Source organism: Shewanella sp. 125m-1 (assembly GCF_052977065.1).
Map to the genome: position 1 here is coordinate 20,010 of NZ_JBRILT010000029.1, position 16,957 is coordinate 36,966.

The following is a 16,957-nucleotide window of genomic DNA, read 5'->3' on the forward strand; positions in this document are numbered from 1 at the left end:
CCTGTTAAATGTGCGCGGATTATAGGCGATGATATTTAAATGAGCATTTTAAATGTGTCAGTGATGAGAAGTTTGTCTCAAATTATCAATAACTAACACCAATGATTTCAGTAATGTCTAACACCAATAGTTGGCATTAATGCAGGCAGTAAAGCTGGTACTTAAAACAGACACTTATAGCAGGCGCAAGGATGTGTAAAGCCGTTTTTATGGTTGATGAGTCACTCTGGAGTCACAGGGCTGGTGGGATTATTGTATCTATGAGTCGAGACGATAAAGCCCTGAATGTGACAGGGCTTTATCGTTGTGATGATTAAATCTTAAAGCGTGAAACTCGATCGCTTAGCTCACTAGAGGTTTGTAGCATCATCTGAGCGTTGTCGCTGACCTCTTGGGTTTGACATGACAACTCATTTGAGGTGTCACTAATTGCTTGAGTATTACGACTGATGTCTTCTGATACTGCGCGTTGCTCTTCGGCGGCGCTGGCAATTTGAGTCGCCATATCATTGATTTCTGTAATTGAGTCTGTAATACGCTCTAAGCTGTGTTTGGCTTGGTTAGCAAATTCGACACTAGACTGAGCAATATTGGTGCTAGACGTCATAGATGATACTGCGTGTTGGCTGTTTTGCTGCAAAGTGGCGATCATAGCTCTAATTTCTTCGGTTGAATCTTGAGTGCGGTGACTCAGTACTCGCACTTCATCAGCGACCACGGCAAAGCCTCGGCCTTGCTCACCAGCTCGAGCGGCTTCAATTGCCGCGTTTAGGGCAAGTAGATTCGTTTGTTCAGCAATGGCCTGAATGGTTGATAGGATCTGGTTGATCTCTGTAGCGTTTTCTTCAAGTGTTGAAACGACTTTAGAAGCGTCATTAAGCTGCTCAGATAGCAGTTCAATTGAGTCACTGTTTTTAACGATAACCTCATTGCCTTCGATGCAGGCTTGAGTCGATACTTGCGCCGCATTGGCTGTCATCTCGGCATGGTTAGCGACTTCGTTTGCTGTTGCTGACATTTCATGAATCGCCGCTGCAATTTGATCGACATCTTGATGCTGGCCATTTACCCCTTCGCTCGCCTTGGCAGCGATATTTGATGATTCGTTAATCTGCTTGATTAACTGCTCGGTATCGCTAGAAATGGCCTTCACCATCTGTTGCAAACTCTCAAGGAAGCGGTTCATATGGGCTTCAAGTAGGCCTATTTCATCTTGTTTGCTTGCGGCAAAACGTTGGGTTAGATCGCCATCACCTTTTGATAACGTTTCAATCGCATCGCTTAATTGCTGCAGCGGCTTAAACATGTGGTTAACAATGAAAGACGCAATAATTAAGATAATAAATGCAAGCACAGCAACTACCATAAGTAAGTTGATAACTTGTTGTTCAATCATTTGATAGGCAAGTGTTTTATCTTCAACTAAACCTAAGGTCCAGTTAGTACCCTTCAGATGCGTTAAGCGAATTAGCTTCTCTTTACCATCTTGCCACTCGATAGTGGTGATAGCGGAGCCATTGCGGATTGATTCAATATTGGATGGGGTTAACGTTTGAGCCAGACGGCTGGCATCTTGTTGGGCGTAGCTACTATCGCGGTATGCGAGGATCTTGTTATTTTCATCTAACAAGAAAGCAAAACCAGCGTTGTCGATACTAAGGTTGTTAATTTGCTCAGTAATGAAGCCAATACTCAAGTCAGCGGCAAGTACACCGTTCATTGCGCCATTAAAGCGTTGTGCCAAGGTCACAACTGCTTGACCTGTGATATCGATATAGGGCGGCGTGGTGATCATTTCGCTACTGGTATAAGCCTGCTTATACCAAGGGCGTGTGCGAGGATCGTAATCTTCTGGCCATGGCTGAGACTTATCCCCTGAGATGATATCGCCAGTATCAAAACCGGCATAGACATCGATAAAGCCACCACCATTAATGGTAAACAATAATTCTCGGTCGCTATCTAAGCCTTGCTGAATGCGTGACTCATTGGCTTTTACAACCTGCTTTTTATCGTCTAACCAGCTAAAAATATTATTACTCACAGCTTCAGCTTGTAGTTTGAATCGCGCTGCAATGGCGGCCTCGGTATCATCGCTAAGTTGGCGTGTAGAAATGCTAGCAAGAGTGGCACTTATTGCGACAATAGTGAGTAAAACTGCGAGTTGAATTTTATGTTTTATCGTTAGATTCATTTTATTTATCACTAGTAAAATTAGGGAGAACTAGCTGATTAGACCAGTAAATTTAAAAAGGTGGAGTAAAAGACTGCTTGAAAACAGCAGGATTATAGAGCAAGCATTTTATTTAAGTACATCAATTTTACAATATTTGAGAGCGTTATCTCAAATAATATACAATTAATTAAAGAGTGATGAAAGTACAGCTGTATATTTAGCTGAACATGCAAATTTTTTACTAGAATTGATTGATAGATATAATGAGATTTACGCTTGAAATATAAGAGCCGATTGGGGGCAATCGGCTCTTATGCAGACAAATATCTTGTCTATATGTTCAACTGAAAGATAGTTAACTAAAAGATCGTCAGCTGAATGTTTAGCGACTACTCGTCACTATCACCCAATGACAATAAAGTCGCATTACCACCAATTGCGGTAATGTTATTGGTGTGGGTTTTTTCAGTAATAAAGCGTGTTAGGTAGTGTGGACCGCCCGCTTTTGGTCCTGTGCCTGATAGGCCTTGACCACCAAACGGCTGTACGCCCACCACTGCACCAATTTGGTTGCGGTTGATGTAAACGTTACCCGCTCTGACTTTGTCTGCAAGTTTTAGTGCATGACCTTCGTTACGGCTATGGATACCTAAGGTCAGGCCAAAGTTAGTCGAATTAATCTCGGCAATGACTCTTTCAAGCTCTGATGACTTATAACGAATAACGTGCAAAATAGGGCCAAAATGCTCTTTATCTAACACCTTGATTGAATCAATCTCAACCGCTGTCGGTGCGACAAAGTAACCATTTTCAGTGCCTTTAGGTAACTCAACCTGCTTAATGAGCTTACCAACTTGCTTGATATGATCGATATGCGCGTTTAAGTTTGCCGCCGCAGTCGCATCAATAACAGGACCTACATCGGTTTTAATTGAATTAGGGTTACCAATCGTCAACTCTTCCATTGCGCCTTGCATGACATCGAGTACGCGATCGGCAATATCTTCTTGCAGGAACAATACGCGCAATGCTGAGCAGCGTTGACCTGCGCTAGTAAATGATGATGACACTACATCATTAACGACCTGCTCAGGTTGTGAGGTTGAATCAACCACCATGGCATTTTGGCCACCCGTTTCGGCAATCAATGGAATAATCGGCCCTTCACGCATGGCTAATGTACGGTTGATTAACTTGGCTGTGCCTGTTGATCCTGTAAAGCACACACCACCAATACGTTCATCGGAAGTAATTGCAGCGCCAACGGTTGCGCCCGTACCCGGAAGGAACTGCAGTACGTCTTTAGGAATACCCGCTTCGTGGGCGAGCTGAGTCGCTCTGTAACCGACGATAGATGTTTGTTCGGCAGGTTTAGCAATAACGGTATTACCTGCAGCGAGAGCCGCTGTGACTTGGCCTAAGAAGATGGCAAGTGGGAAGTTCCACGGGCTAATACAAACAAAGATGCCGCGACCTTCCAGATATAGCTCGTTGAGCTCACCTGTAGGGCCAGGAAGCAACTCAGGCTTAGCCATCATTTTTTTGGCTTGCACTGCGTAATAGCGGCAGAAGTCCACAGCTTCACGAACTTCATCTATACCATCTTGAATGCTCTTACCTGCTTCGCGAGTGCAAAGGACAATTAGCTCTTCACGATTTTCTTCCAGTAGGTCGGCAAGTTTTTGCAATGCATTGGCTCGAACCTCGACAGGGGTGTTACACCAACTTGGGAAGGCAGCTTCAGCGCTTGAGAGTGCCTGCTCAATCGCTTGATTGTTAGCAAAGGCAATCTTACCGACAACTAAATTAGTATCGAATGGGCTGACCACTTCTTTAGTATCGCCAGACAAGGTCTCACCGTTAACTAAAGGACCTGCTGACCAGGTGGTGTCTTTGTACTTGTCTATCGCGGCAAAAAATGGTGCAGATTCAGAAATAATGTTCATATTCAGCCCTTTGGAATTTTTACGTTCTTTACCAAAGATATCTTCAGGTAAGACGATTCTATTGTTAGCCAGGGTTTTATAGCCTTTGAGTGTGGTGAGTGGGTGTACCACTAATGACTCAATCGGGGTTTTGGGGTCAACTAGCTTGTGCACGAACGAAGTGTTAGCACCGTTTTCAAGTAGACGACGTACTAGGTAAGGCAGAAGGTCTTTGTGCGCGCCCACGGGGGCATAGATACGTACGGTCTTAACACCACTTTCTGCTAAAAGCGTATCGTAAAGCTCTTCTCCCATGCCGTGTAGGCGCTGGAATTCATAGTCACGATCGCCGGCCATATCGGTAATGCTCGCAACGGTTTGTGCGTTATGGCTGGCGAATTGTGGGTAGATAGCACCGCGAGTCGCATCTGATAACAAGTATCTAGCACACGCTAGGTAAGAGACGTCGGTACCTGCTTTGCGGGTATAAAGTGGGTAACCGGCTTCGCCATTTTCTTGTGACCATTTTAGCTCGCTGTCCCAGTATGCGCCTTTAACTAAGCGCAGAGGGATTTCATCGCCTTGATCTTTGGATAAACGCGTTAACCAGCACAGTACAGGTAGTGCCCGCTTAGAGTATGCTTGAACGACGATACCTAATAGACCCCAGCCTTTAGCAGCATCTGAGTTATATAGGCGTTGGAATAACTTTAATGACAGCTCTAGCCTGTCCATCTCTTCTGCATCGATAGAGATACCGACATTAAGGCTACGCGCTTGCTTGATAAGCAAGATAAGCGTTTCATATAGCTCTGTTAGCGTTCTATCTTCATTGGCGACTTCATAGCGTGGATGCAGGGCTGAAAGCTTAATCGAGATAGTTGGGCGAGGGGCATAGCTGGTATCGTATTCTTGCGCGCCTAAGGTGGCAATCGCACTCGAATAGTCGTCGAAGTACTTTTGTGCATCTTTTTTAGTTAACGCCGCTTCACCTAACATGTCGTAACTGTGGGTGTAGCCAAGTTTGCGCTTATCGACACTGTTTTTCAGTGCTTCTTTAACGGTGCGGCCTAATACAAATTGCTTACCCATGATCTTCATGGCTGCAAGCATAGATTGTCTTATAACAGGCTCACCGACCTTATTGACCAAGCGGTTTAGTAGGCTGCTTGGCTTGCCGTCAATATTGTGGTCAAGCTTAACGATCTTACCTGTGAGCATTAACCCCCAAGTTGACGCGTTAACTAAGATTGAATCGCTCTTACTTAAATGTTTATCCCACTTGGCCCCAGACAGTTTGTCTTCGATTAAGGCATCGGCAGTATCTGAGTCTGGAATACGAAGCAGGGCTTCAGCAAGACACATTAAAATAATGCCTTCTTGTGTCTCTAAGCTATATTGCTGAAGGAAAGCATCAATACCGACCATAAGGCCTTTTTTGTCATATTGACGGACTTTGCTAACTAGCTCGTGTGCACGGCTCGTCACACGGTTGATCTCTTCATCACTCGAAGGAACTAGCTTTATCAAATCAGATAAATATTGCTCTTCATCGACAATATAGTTATCGCTGATCGCTTGGAACAGTTCGTTGAGGTCGGCTGAATCGTAATGACCAGCTAGTACTTCACTCGCTTTGAACATATTAATCGCTTCCATCTAGGCCACTGGGGCTGATTGCTTGGATAAGGTGTCGCGACAAAACCTCTGTTGTTATTCTTTTGTATACAATCGAAGGCCTCCGCGCGCCGATTATAACCACAAAATGTGACCTATGACAATATTGTAATATTTATTGTGATCCGCGTTTGATTGTGGTTGGCGTTAAGGTGCGCTAGCCCTTATGTCATAAGGGCTGTGGAGAGGCGATAAAAAAAGCAGTGTTTTAATCAAACTGGCTTTATATGCGGTTTTACTGAATTATTACTGGCAGCTTTCCGGCATATTTGGCTGGCGATTACGGAGAAGAGATAATAAATAAGCCAGCGTATGGTTAACGTTGTTTTGCATGCGGTTTCACTGAATGATTACCAGCGACTTTCAGGCATATTTTGTTAGTGATGAGACGGAAGAGATAATAAAGAAGCCTGCGTATGGTTAACGCTGTTTTACATGCGGTTTTACTGAATGATTACTGGCAGCTTTCCGGCATATTTGGCTGGCGATTACGGGAAGGAGGTAATAAAAAAGCCAGCGTATGGTTAACGCTGGCTTTATATGCGGTTTAGCTGATTTATTACCAGCGATTTTTCGGTTTACGTTGTGGCTTAGGTAGATAAACCAGAACAATACCTAAAATTAGGCCTCCGATGGCAATAAAGCCACCTTGTTTCCACATTTCAAAACGTTCGTTCTTTTGGATACTGGCTAACTTAGCTTTAGCGCTATCGCGTTCGTTGCTAGCGCTATCTAAGGCTTTTTGAGCGGCAGCAAGTTGAGATTTCACCTGGTTAAGCTCTTGAGCATTGTTATCGCTGCTGCTTAATGCTGCTTCGAGATCGGCTTTAGTCTGCTTAAGCTCTGCCTGAATCGCAGGTAGCTTTACACGCAGGCTTGTCTTTGCGCTGAGCATTTTTGTTTGCACCCAGCCTTCACGGTCTTTACCGTCAATAATCTTGCTGTAATCACCTTGAGTCTCATTAAGCGAAGTGACTGGTTGGCCTGCTTCGATGCTGCCTAAAATACGGAATTGTGTTCCAGGCCCACCATGAAGGTAGATATAAACATCATCTGAGATGTAGCGCGTTTGGTTTGCTGCAAGCAAAGAAGGGGAAAGTAGCATCATTCCCGCAATAATTAGAATTCTTAACACCAATCTATTCTCATCTACGAAATTTAGCCCACATGCTAGGGATTTAAAGGGGGTAATGCAAGTGGCAAAAGAGTGATAAAACGCAAAAGGGAAGTTTGATACAAAAATTATCAAACTTCCCTTTAGATTACGTCGTTTTTGTAAAACGAATGTTGCTCAAGGTTATTCGAAAATACTCTTAATGATATAGAAGAATATAATTGAAAGACCAGCACCCGCAGGAAGGGTGACAACCCAAGATACAACAATGTTACGCACTACGCCCATATTGATTGCGGCGATACCACGAGCCATACCGACACCCAAAACCGCACCAACTAAAGTTTGTGTGGTTGAGATTGGTAGACCTGTGCCTGATGCAATAACAACTGTTGAGGCTGCAGCAAGCTCAGCGGCAAAACCACGGCTTGGTGTTAGGTGAGTAATGTTTTTACCAATGGTTTGCATTACACGCTTACCAAAGATGGCAAGACCTAGAACGATACCCACAGCACCTAAAGGTAGAATCCACCAAACAAGTGGTGCAGTGCTGTTGATTTGTCCGCCACTTTCAACAACTGAAACAACAGCTGCCAATGGACCAATCGCGTTAGCTACGTCGTTAGAACCGTGAGCAAATGCCATACAACATGCCGTGACAACCATTAAGATAGCGAATACTTTCTCAACGTTACCAAACTGTGTTTGACGATCTGCTTTAGTGTCCATTTTAAGACGCTTAATCGCAATCATGCCACCAAAACCAACTGTAATTGCAATCAATGTTGCTAAGCCATACGCCTCAACAGTGCTGAAGTTTATACCAACATGCTTAAGACCTTTAGTGATTGTCACGAGTGACATCATAAAGCCCGCTAGTGCCATGTAGAAAGGCACGTAACGTTTAGCGTTTTCTAGTGGGTTATCGGTGTTGAAAATCAGCTTTTGTACACTCTGGAATATCATAAAGGCGATAAAGCCCGATATTGCCGGGGTGACAACCCAAGAACCAACGATACCGCCCACTTTACCCCATGCTACAGCGTCAGCACCAACACCTACCGCAGCGAAACCAACAATGGCGCCAACAATAGAGTGAGTGGTCGAAACAGGCCAGCCTAATGCAGAAGCTGCAATTAGCCAGATACCAGCAGCAAGAAGCGCTGAAATCATGCCGTAAACGAGTAGTTCAGGTGAATTGATAAAATAAGCAGAGTCAATAATGCCTTTACGGATCGTACTGGTTACTTCACCACCAGCTAGATACGCACCAGCAAACTCAAAGATCATAGCAATAATGATCGCTTGCTTAATTGTAATCGCATTTGAACCAACAGAGGTTCCCATTGCATTGGCTACGTCATTTGCGCCAATACCCCATGCCATTAAAAAACCAAATAGCGCCGCAATGCCAATAAGCACTGGGCCGTTGGTTACTAATACATCAACCATGTTGTTACCTTGATAATCTTTTGATTAGACGCGAGCTAACATTAGCTCTAAGCGAGAACCGACTCGTTCAGCAAGATCTGCCAAGTCACCAACCCACTCAATTATCTTGTAGAGGAACATTACATCGACAGGATTTAATTCAGATTCGATGGAGTATAGTTGTCTACGGATCTTAATCTGTAAATCATCTGTATCTTCTTCGATAGAATCTAGCTCTGCGATCATTTTAGCGACAAGATCCACTTCACGCCCTCTAAAACCTGTTTCTAACAGATCATCGAGTTCGTTAATTGCTTCTTTTGACAGTGACACTGCATCAATACAGCGCTGTAAATAAGCAATAAATGGCTCTTGAATTACTTGAGGTAGCTCTAGTTGTCGGCCAATGACGCGGCCGGAAATGTCTTTTGCTTTGTTAGCAATTTTATCTTGCTGGGTAAGTAGCTCCAGTAAGTCAGTGCGTTCTACAGGCATAAACAGACCGCCAGGCAGAGTTAAACGGATCTCACGTTTTAGTGAGTCAGCTTCTTGCTCTGCAGAGCTAATTTGCTTACGCAATAGAACTGCTTTGTCCCAGTCTCCTGCGACAGTTGCTTCAAAAAATGGGACAAGTATTAACGCACAATCGTATACTTTGTCGATATGCTCTTGAAGAGGCTTAATTGGCGATTTTGCAAACACGCCTAAAATAGAGTTTACTGGCATTGCCGTGTACCTATTTTGGTTATTCCACTATTGGAAAAAGCGGGCGCATGTTAACTCAAGCGGCCGCGTAATAAAACTGTGTTTTTCTATTTAAATAGACAGTTTTTTATTCTAGCTAGTTATATCCTAACTGCAAAGCGGATCCTACGACGATATTATTGCAGAAATATTACAATGTGTAACTTTAATGGCAGATTGATTAAATTTTGATGACAAGGTGAATGGTACATCGATGGAAGCTGAGATTGAACTCAAGCTTTTCTTTAATGAAAAGCAAAAGAAAAGCCTTATAAAACTACTAGATAGCTTACCAAATTGCGAAGCTAAAGGTATTGAAAAGCTAACGAATGCTTACTTTGATACAAATGCGCTTACCTTAAGAAAATGGGACATGGGTCTGCGGATCCGGGGCATTAATCAACATTTAGAGCAAACAATTAAAACAAAAGGTCAGGTTGTAGGCGGGATCCATTCTCGGCCTGAGTATAATGTTGATATAGATCAAAAATTTCCGCAATTAAATTTGTTCCCGAGTAAAATTTGGCCTGAGGGTGTGAATATTGACCAAACACAGTCTGCACTCTACTGTTTGTTCAATACTGATTTTGAGCGTCAGCGTTGGCATATTTTTATTGATGACAGTTTAGTTGAAGTGGCTTTAGATATTGGTGAAATCTGTGTTGAACAAGCCGTTGAGCCGATTTGTGAGCTAGAGTTTGAGCTATTGGCGGGCGATACCAGTGCATTATTAACTCTCGCTGGCATCGTGAGTCGAGAAATTCCTGTGCGTTTAGGTCAAGCGAGTAAAGCGCTGCGAGGCTATCGTTTAGCTGGGCAGTCAGCGCCTGAAACAATTGCTGCACTTGAGTTTATAAAAATCGAACCTCAGCAGAGCCTAAAGCAAGTTGTGGTTAACCTACTCACCCTGGGGTTAGAACGCTGGCAAACCATTGAGTCTATGCTGCTCGATCACCAACAATCCCTAGAGGCATTGCCCATTCTGAGTTATCGTTTACGAGCTTGTATTCGATTACTTAAAAACACCCTAAAGCAGTTCGAACTGCTCGAAGACACTTTTCAAGCGGATTTTGATTGTGTTGAGCGTCGACTCAACTTCATTGAAGAAGCGTTAAGTTTATATGGCATCATTGATGATGACGCCGCACTGATCGCCAAATTACCGCAACAACAAGCTTTAGTCGATGTCGCCTTAGTTAAATTGCAGCATCTGGATATTATTGGCCAAGTGGAGCAATTACTGGCTGACATTTGCTACGGTCGATTGCAGGTGCATTTAGTCGACCTGTTAACTCAGATAAGTGACGACCAAGTTAGCATCAATAAGCAATTGGAGCTTAAGCACTTTGCTAACCAGATGCAGGAAAAGTCCTGGCAGCGAATTTTAGATGTGATGCCATTAGATAGCGACCTGAGCAGCTCGGATTACCAGTCGGTTGCGAAGGCACTCGATGACAGCATTTTTGTTGGCGTGGCCTATGGCGATCTTTACCCTGTTAAGTCACGTGATCAATTTAGAGCACCTTGGCAAGACTTAGCTTTAGGGATCCGTACCTTAGCGGCTTATCGTCAGTTAAAGCTCATTAGCGAAATTGCTTATCTAGATATTACCGACTGGCTAGAAAACAAAGAGCAAAGTTTAGTGCAAGCGATGGAGTTCTCTCGTCGCAGCGCGATGAAAAATCAACCGTATTGGCGTTAATCGTAATCAATTTAAAAGTATCATTCAGTTTAAATAAATGAACACTTCGTGGTTTATCGCTTTTAAAACAAAGAGCCCAGCTAATGCTGGGTTCTTTGTTTTTGTTTATAAATCAGATGTTGGCTTAACTTAACGGCATTGCTACTTGATGCGGGCTTTTTTCTTCTTTTTTATTGTGGTTTTATAAAAATAGCCTACTCAGATTGCCTACTTAAATTGCTCAGGCTTGTTATGACTGACTTGCTTAGACTCTTGTTTTAGCGCTTGTTTAAGCTCAGAAATTTCCTCGAGCAACATCTGTTGATTTTTCTCCATCCTAATCAAGCTGGTATTGAGTTCAGAGCGGAGCTCTTCGGCGTGGCTATCGAGTTTTTCCGTTTCATCAGGAGAAACAAAAACAGACGCCATATAACCTGAAATGACACCAAAAAAGCTCACGCCACAGACTATCACGACTCCGCCAATAATGTGGCCTGCAGTCGTCACTGGGTAGTAGTCGCCATAGCCCACTGTAGAGATGGTCACCAGTGCCCACCATAACGCGCTCTCTGCTGTGTCGATATTGGCCCCTTCAACACCGCTTTCAACAATTAGCATCAGTACAGATGAGAAGGTTAAAATGGTTACAAGTGCGACCAATAGGCTGGCAACGGTCGCTTGTCGGCGCTGTTTAAGCATAGGAACAAGAAGTGAGCGCGTCATACGGATAAGGCGCACGACTCGTAATATTTGGAATAGGCGCGCCATTCTAAGGGCTTCAATGGCCGGAATACTGGCCACAAAATCAATCCAATGATGTTTTAGATAGTCGACCTTGCCATCAGCCCTGAACAGTTCAAAAAAGAAATTAGACATGAAGATGAGACAGATACTGGTATCTATCAGAAACAATAAGCGTCTTGTTTCGCCATCCAATCGGCCAAAGGTGAGCACGAGCACTACAATAACCGACAGCAGTGATAGCAGCATCATTGCCAGTTGGATTGGGGTGGGAGGCGTATCGGGCTGCAGTAGCCAGCGCTTTTTATTTGCCATCGCTTAGGTCCATCTATTGAGGTGCCGGCGAGTGCCTATGAGGCACCTTGGTTTGCGCCTATTTATCAGCGCTAAATTGGATTAAATCATCTAATACATGCTTTTTGATTTCAAGTTGTTGCTCTGCCAAGAGGTTATATTTTCCAGCTAAAATCTCATAATCACTCAAGCTAAGCGATACGGTAAGGCGAGGGCGCTTAGGGCGTTTAGTCACACTTAAGCCCAATATTTCTCTGATCTGATCAGATGGGCTTACCCCTGCATCGAGCGCTGCCTTGCGAATAGCATACTGGAACTTTTCATCCATATCGAAGGCAATTTGCGTCGCTTTGGCTGCTTTCTGGTTTTGTTGCCACTGCGCGGGTAAGGGATTTTTTTGTTTGGTCATGCGTGCGGTACCTAAATATTTTCATCCGTAAAAGAACGTGCGGAGTATGCTTAATACCAAGAAGTATATGCTACCACTCATCGGAGCTGAAAAAAATGGTTCTAGATTTTCGTCTAGAACCATTCATTTATGCGCCTGGCCAATATTCTCGAATATCAGTCAGTGGGCGGTATAGGGTTAACATAACGTCTGTTTCGCCACCCTCATACACCTCAACATCAACAGCCTTATCTTCGTCATCGTCTAGCAACTGATAAGACTCAAATGGGTCACCAGTCGAACCATCTGCGTCTTGTGGTGGCCTTAGACCACGGTAATCTTGGCGGTGAAAGTAGCCAAAACTCCCTGAAGTAACCTGATGATAATGAGGTGATAACCACTGTTCATAATCATTCAAGTCTGATGACAGTGTTTGCGTATCTAGCTCCGCTTTACCTGCCTCTTCGAAAATTTCGCTAAATTGATCAAGATCGAAAAGCTGTTCAACTAGGCCTCGATTGACCTTAATCGAGAGGGCTAAGTAAGTTTCGTCATCTTCATCAAGACTCAGAAAAATAGCATCGCCACTGTGGCCTTTTAACACCCATTCTGTTTGTTGCTTGCGCTGATACTCATAAGTATTGACCGCTTCAACTCGCAGTTGCTGACCACGCAGTTGTGGTGGCAAGGCAAAACTGTCATCAAGGGAGATCATATCTCCCTTGTTGAGTTTTGATGGATGGTCAAGTTGACGTTTAGGTTCCTCTTTTTTGCCAAATAGGCTGCTTAGAAATCCCACGTCAGTCTCCTTTAGCCTTTACGCGCTTTAATGCGATCAAGTACAGCATTTGCGTTAGACTTTTGCTCGCCAATACCGGCTTGAGCTAGTTTGTCATGCAGTGCTTTGTCGCTGTTCTCTTCTGCTAAGGTTTCAGAAGCTTTTAGACGGTCGTCAAATGACTGCTGACGCGCTTTGATGCGCTCTAATGAATCTTTAGCGTTGAGTAGCTTAGAGTTGCTACCTGCAAATGAGTCGGTAATCGTCGCAGTTGCTTTTTGTACGCTTTCAGTGGTTTTAACCATCGTTAACTGGCGCTGGTAATCTGTCACTTGGCGCTCAGTTTTACGGACTAGCTCTTTTAAGCGAGTTGCATGGGCGCTAAAGCTATCGTTTGCCGACTGTTGATCGTTAAGCTCTTGGTCTAACTCGGCAATTTTCTCAGCCACTTCAAGTGCTAATGGCTCATTACCCTTCTCAAGTGCTTGAGTCACGTAACCTTCATGTTCTGCAATAGAGCGCTTAAGACGATCAACTTCACGGCTTGCTTGCATCTCTTTTGCCATCACTTCAGTTAAGTCGCGCTTAGCTTTAGTTAGGTGTTTTTCAGCATCACGGATTTCTTGTTCAAAAATACGTGTTGAGTTTGCATCAACGATGCCTTGACCAACTTCCGTTGCACCGCCACGGAAAGCTGTAAGAATTTTGTTTAGAATGCCCATAATGTGGCTCCTTTATTTAAGGTAGTCGACGAGTTCGTCGATAACTTCAAGACAATTGTCAGATAGAACAGACAGTTCCTGCTCAATCTCTTGCATACTTGAATGTACTGATAGTGCGCCGTAAACCACATATTTGTCGTCGATTTTTGCAAACGATGACAGTGGCATTGGAATGTTGAGCTCTAACATGGTCTCAAACATTTCACTACGACGCTCTTGATTCACTTCATCCTCGCCCCATAAATAACTGATGCAAAGGATTTGGTTGTCCGTGACCGATACAAATACCGGGATCTCTTCACGGCCAACAACGTTAACTTGTAAGACTTCCACGTCACCATCTATTGGATAACAATCAAATTGAAAGCCAGTTTGGCTATTGTCGCCAAGTTCATTTAGGTGGTTGGCAATTGTGTGGATATTCATATTTGTCCTTATTGACATATTATGTCTGTGATTAAAGATAACACCGCGACATAATATGTCAAGTGCTATCTTTACGATTCAAAAATAAACTCTACTGATTTTCTAACCAAGCCTGCTGATGGTATTGATACAGCTGGCTTGAACCTAAAACATTGGGTTTAATTTGAGCCTTGTTCTGGTAAAAATTCCCAGGGAACTCAAAAGCTGCATGCATCAATCCTAAGGTAAACCAAGGATCATCTACAGGCAGTTGTTGCACATTTTCTAGCCTACTTCGAGCGCTTTTGCCACCTAAAGTGGCAATGCTCCAGCCCCATTCGCCGAAACTTGGCACGTTATGATGATACTGATCGACATTAAAGCCCGCCAATTCCAAGGTGTTAGCCACAGAAATAAAGGCATTGGGCGCATGGTAAGGTGACGTTGACTGTATGGTTAAGGCAGCGTCATTACTCATTAGTTCCTTGAGTTTAAGATAGAAAGCATCGGAATAAAGCTTATTGAGATCTGGATGGCTAGGGTCGGGTAGATCAACGATAATGACATCGAACTTTTCTTCTTTCGCCAGCAATTTATCGACCCCATTAAACGCATCGTCATACATAATTCTTAAGCGTGGGTCGTTAAGTGCATCTTGGTTGAGTGCTAATAATGCACGGCTCAAATGCTCAGGCATATCACTGGCAGGATTTTTAAATAGTTCAACCAGTTCCTTATCAAGATCCATCAGTGTCACTTGCTGAGGTTGCCACTGCAGCACTTGAGTTAAACCAAGGCCATCCCCACCGCCTATGATCAACACCTTGTCATGACGAGCGCTAGCCGCCATGGTTGGATGCACTAAAAATGAGTGATAGATATGCTCATCACTGCTGGAGAACTGTAATCGACCATTGATATAAAGCGAATGCACAGGCCCCAGTCCATTGCCTCTTAAACGCTCAGTAAAGGTCAGTTGTTGAAAGCGCGTTGCCTTGGCATAAACAACCTTGTCTTTATACAGCAAGTTATTAAAGTTCTGCTCCCATTGAGGGCCGTGCAGTGCAAGTAATACCAAAATACCAGTCGCAATAAAGTGACCCACTAATAGCAGTTTTACATGACGTATTTGGTGCCAGAAGCGCCAGATAAAGATAAAACCTGCTAGCAGATTAAAGCTTGCAGTTAAGGCGGCGGCAAGTTGGATATCGATCGCCAGCATAAAGCCAACCCAGATAGCTGCACCAATACCGGCGCCAACATAGTCTGCGCCATAAATGGTACCCGCGTTATGCATCAGGTGCGCTTCAGACAGGGCTTGGCGTACTCGCGCGATCAGTGGGATCTCCATACCAATCATCAGGCCGAGTAACACGCCCCATACGTAAGGCAAGTATTCACTGAGCTTTTGCAAAGTGCCAATAAAGCCACCGTTGGGTAGCTGATCGGCCGGTAGACCTAAGGTATCAGCAATGATTAAGGGTAATTGCTGGCCAAAGCCGATAACGGCAGCGGTGATTAAAATTGCCAGTGAGCCACATAGGGCTACACACAGTTCTAATACGGCAAAACCGGTAAAGGCGCAGCGAATTTTACGGGCAGCAAAAGCGCCGACTCCCATAGAGACGATCATTAGACCGATCATGGTGTAAATAGCGGCTTCGAGCGCCCCTAGAATACGGCCAGCATAATGTGATAACAGGTATTCATAAATCAGGCCGCAGCCTGCGAGCACGGCCATAATGCCGAGCAATAAGATATCGTCGAACCAGCCTAGTTTGCCCGATTCTATGGTGTCATTTTTGGTTGGAGTCGTCGTGCTGCTTGAGTCGGTTTGCATTGAGTGTCAGTTGCTTATTTAGTGGAGATTATTTTTGGAGAGTTTTTTATTCGAGATAGCCACACTCGGATATATGTTAATGGCAGTAAATAGAAAAGGGAGCGTATCGACCGCTCCCTTAATCTTACTTAAGCCATTAAGGCGGCGAGGATTATCGCGATAGAAACGCTAATAGCCATCTCAACGAAAGCAAGGCCAATATTATGTTGTTTTTCAACTTCATCGCAGAGGTTGATTTTGGCCAGCACTAACTTTTTAATCAGGGTGATTAGCAGTGATAGCGTCACTAGCATCACCACTGAGAAGACAAGCCAGCCGATGAGGTTAGCGACATAGGCATGCGGGTCAAAAATAATGAAATGGCTGGCAGCATTAAAACTAAATGCCATGGCAAGCATATAGCCGCTATGACGAATCGCCAGCGCTACATGTCCCTGAGCAATGGCCGCTTGCATCGATGCGCCTTGATTACGCTTAGCGTAGCGGTTCTCGCGGCCACGAGTGAGCAGCACTAACATCAGCTGTGAAATCGCAAAGGCACTAAAGATGGCGATAAAGGTGTAAATGGTAAGGTCTTCAGCCCACATTAATACCGAGCGAATAATAATCGCAGTGGCAATCGCCGCGGTTGCATCAACAATCGCGACAGAGACATTACCCTTGAGGATTAAAGCGTTCTTATCAATACCATTAAGTGCAATCTTGTCATGCAAAAAACGACCGAGTTTAATCAGTACTAAGCCAAACAAACCATAAGCACTCATGCCAATGGCTTCAACCAAATAGGACTCGGCGGCTTCACCGGTTATCGCACCTGTGAGCACAATACCCAGTGCCATCACTGCACCCGCAGTACTAATACCAAAGGCAAAGTTATCGTTTTCTGCCAGTTCGTGGCGACTATTTACTTTAATTGTCCAGCCTTGCAGATAGCGCATCAATGTTAATAGCAAGACTGCAATGGCGATATCGATGGCCAAAATAATCAGTAGATCGAGTGTGAGGCCATAGTTTTCTAAAAATGTCATAAAAGTTCCTTAA

Annotated in this window: 14 protein-coding genes; 2 read left to right on the top strand and 12 right to left on the bottom strand. The window is 44.0% G+C overall.

Annotated elements, in window-relative coordinates:
* Positions 1-191 precede the first annotated feature (191 nt).
* Positions 192-317, top strand: a complete 126-nt coding sequence (locus ACVBIK_RS13275; RefSeq protein ID WP_447169878.1) for a hypothetical protein — start codon at positions 192-194, stop codon at positions 315-317.
* Here ACVBIK_RS13275 and ACVBIK_RS13280 read toward each other — a convergent pair.
* The 5 genes from ACVBIK_RS13280 to ACVBIK_RS13300 form a co-directional block, all read right to left on the bottom strand.
* A complete protein-coding gene (locus ACVBIK_RS13280) occupies positions 314-2,194 on the bottom strand; it encodes a methyl-accepting chemotaxis protein (RefSeq protein ID WP_447169879.1) in 1,881 nt (626 codons plus the stop codon). The two genes, ACVBIK_RS13275 and ACVBIK_RS13280, sit on opposite strands and share 4 nt — an antisense overlap.
* Before the next feature lie 371 nt (positions 2,195-2,565).
* The gene (putA, locus tag ACVBIK_RS13285) at positions 2,566-5,760 is read right to left on the bottom strand and encodes a bifunctional proline dehydrogenase/L-glutamate gamma-semialdehyde dehydrogenase PutA (RefSeq protein WP_447163014.1); all 3,195 of its coding nucleotides are present in this window, start codon (positions 5,758-5,760) and stop codon (positions 2,566-2,568) included.
* Between the two features lie 577 nt (positions 5,761-6,337).
* On the bottom strand, positions 6,338-6,913 hold the full coding sequence (locus tag ACVBIK_RS13290) for a TIGR04211 family SH3 domain-containing protein (protein WP_447159384.1): 576 nt from the start codon (positions 6,911-6,913) through the stop codon (positions 6,338-6,340).
* A gap of 162 nt (positions 6,914-7,075) precedes the next feature.
* A complete protein-coding gene (locus tag ACVBIK_RS13295) occupies positions 7,076-8,344 on the bottom strand; it encodes an inorganic phosphate transporter (RefSeq protein WP_447159385.1) in 1,269 nt (422 codons plus the stop codon).
* Positions 8,345-8,368: 24 nt separating this feature from the next.
* Complete coding sequence (locus tag ACVBIK_RS13300; protein WP_447159386.1) at positions 8,369-9,049, bottom strand: TIGR00153 family protein; 681 nt, start codon at positions 9,047-9,049, stop codon at positions 8,369-8,371.
* Positions 9,050-9,281: 232 nt separating this feature from the next.
* On the opposite strand from ACVBIK_RS13300, the gene ACVBIK_RS13305 reads away from it, so the two are divergent.
* A complete protein-coding gene (locus ACVBIK_RS13305; RefSeq protein ID WP_447169880.1) occupies positions 9,282-10,769 on the top strand; it encodes a CYTH domain-containing protein in 1,488 nt (495 codons plus the stop codon).
* A 207-nt stretch (positions 10,770-10,976) separates the two neighbouring features.
* Here the strand turns inward: ACVBIK_RS13305 and ACVBIK_RS13310 are convergent, their stop codons facing one another.
* The 7 genes from ACVBIK_RS13310 to ACVBIK_RS13340 form a co-directional block, all read right to left on the bottom strand.
* On the bottom strand, positions 10,977-11,804 hold the full coding sequence (locus ACVBIK_RS13310; protein WP_447159388.1) for a potassium channel family protein: 828 nt from the start codon (positions 11,802-11,804) through the stop codon (positions 10,977-10,979).
* A 58-nt stretch (positions 11,805-11,862) separates the two neighbouring features.
* Positions 11,863-12,192 carry a hypothetical protein gene (locus tag ACVBIK_RS13315; protein WP_447159389.1) on the bottom strand — a complete coding sequence of 110 codons (330 nt, stop codon included), beginning with the start codon at positions 12,190-12,192 and terminating at the stop codon, positions 11,863-11,865.
* A 127-nt stretch (positions 12,193-12,319) separates the two neighbouring features.
* A complete protein-coding gene (locus ACVBIK_RS13320; protein ID WP_447159390.1) occupies positions 12,320-12,970 on the bottom strand; it encodes a hypothetical protein in 651 nt (216 codons plus the stop codon).
* A gap of 11 nt (positions 12,971-12,981) precedes the next feature.
* Complete coding sequence (locus ACVBIK_RS13325) at positions 12,982-13,671, bottom strand: PspA/IM30 family protein (RefSeq protein ID WP_447159391.1); 690 nt, start codon at positions 13,669-13,671, stop codon at positions 12,982-12,984.
* A 12-nt stretch (positions 13,672-13,683) separates the two neighbouring features.
* A complete protein-coding gene (locus ACVBIK_RS13330) occupies positions 13,684-14,097 on the bottom strand; it encodes a YjfI family protein (protein ID WP_447159392.1) in 414 nt (137 codons plus the stop codon).
* Between the two features lie 91 nt (positions 14,098-14,188).
* Entirely contained in the window at positions 14,189-15,916 is a 1,728-nt protein-coding gene (locus ACVBIK_RS13335; RefSeq protein ID WP_447169881.1) for a polyamine aminopropyltransferase, read from the bottom strand.
* 128 nt (positions 15,917-16,044) lie between these two features.
* Positions 16,045-16,944: a DUF350 domain-containing protein gene (locus ACVBIK_RS13340; RefSeq protein WP_447169882.1), complete on the bottom strand. Its 900-nt coding sequence runs from the start codon at positions 16,942-16,944 to the stop codon at positions 16,045-16,047.
* Between the last annotated feature and the right edge of the window lie 13 nt (positions 16,945-16,957).

Coding starts and splice junctions, on each gene's coding strand:
- ACVBIK_RS13315 (WP_447159389.1), bottom strand. CDS start 12,192: ATGACCAAACAAAAAAATCCCTTACCCGCGCAGTGGCAACAAAACCAG.
- ACVBIK_RS13305 (WP_447169880.1), top strand. CDS start 9,282: ATGGAAGCTGAGATTGAACTCAAGCTTTTCTTTAATGAAAAGCAAAAG.
- ACVBIK_RS13300 (WP_447159386.1), bottom strand. CDS start 9,049: ATGCCAGTAAACTCTATTTTAGGCGTGTTTGCAAAATCGCCAATTAAG.
- putA (WP_447163014.1), bottom strand. CDS start 5,760: ATGGAAGCGATTAATATGTTCAAAGCGAGTGAAGTACTAGCTGGTCAT.
- ACVBIK_RS13325 (WP_447159391.1), bottom strand. CDS start 13,671: ATGGGCATTCTAAACAAAATTCTTACAGCTTTCCGTGGCGGTGCAACG.
- ACVBIK_RS13330 (WP_447159392.1), bottom strand. CDS start 14,097: ATGAATATCCACACAATTGCCAACCACCTAAATGAACTTGGCGACAAT.
- ACVBIK_RS13335 (WP_447169881.1), bottom strand. CDS start 15,916: ATGCAAACCGACTCAAGCAGCACGACGACTCCAACCAAAAATGACACC.
- ACVBIK_RS13280 (WP_447169879.1), bottom strand. CDS start 2,194: ATGAATCTAACGATAAAACATAAAATTCAACTCGCAGTTTTACTCACT.
- ACVBIK_RS13295 (WP_447159385.1), bottom strand. CDS start 8,344: ATGGTTGATGTATTAGTAACCAACGGCCCAGTGCTTATTGGCATTGCG.
- ACVBIK_RS13310 (WP_447159388.1), bottom strand. CDS start 11,804: ATGGCAAATAAAAAGCGCTGGCTACTGCAGCCCGATACGCCTCCCACC.
- ACVBIK_RS13340 (WP_447169882.1), bottom strand. CDS start 16,944: ATGACATTTTTAGAAAACTATGGCCTCACACTCGATCTACTGATTATT.
- ACVBIK_RS13275 (WP_447169878.1), top strand. CDS start 192: ATGTGTAAAGCCGTTTTTATGGTTGATGAGTCACTCTGGAGTCACAGG.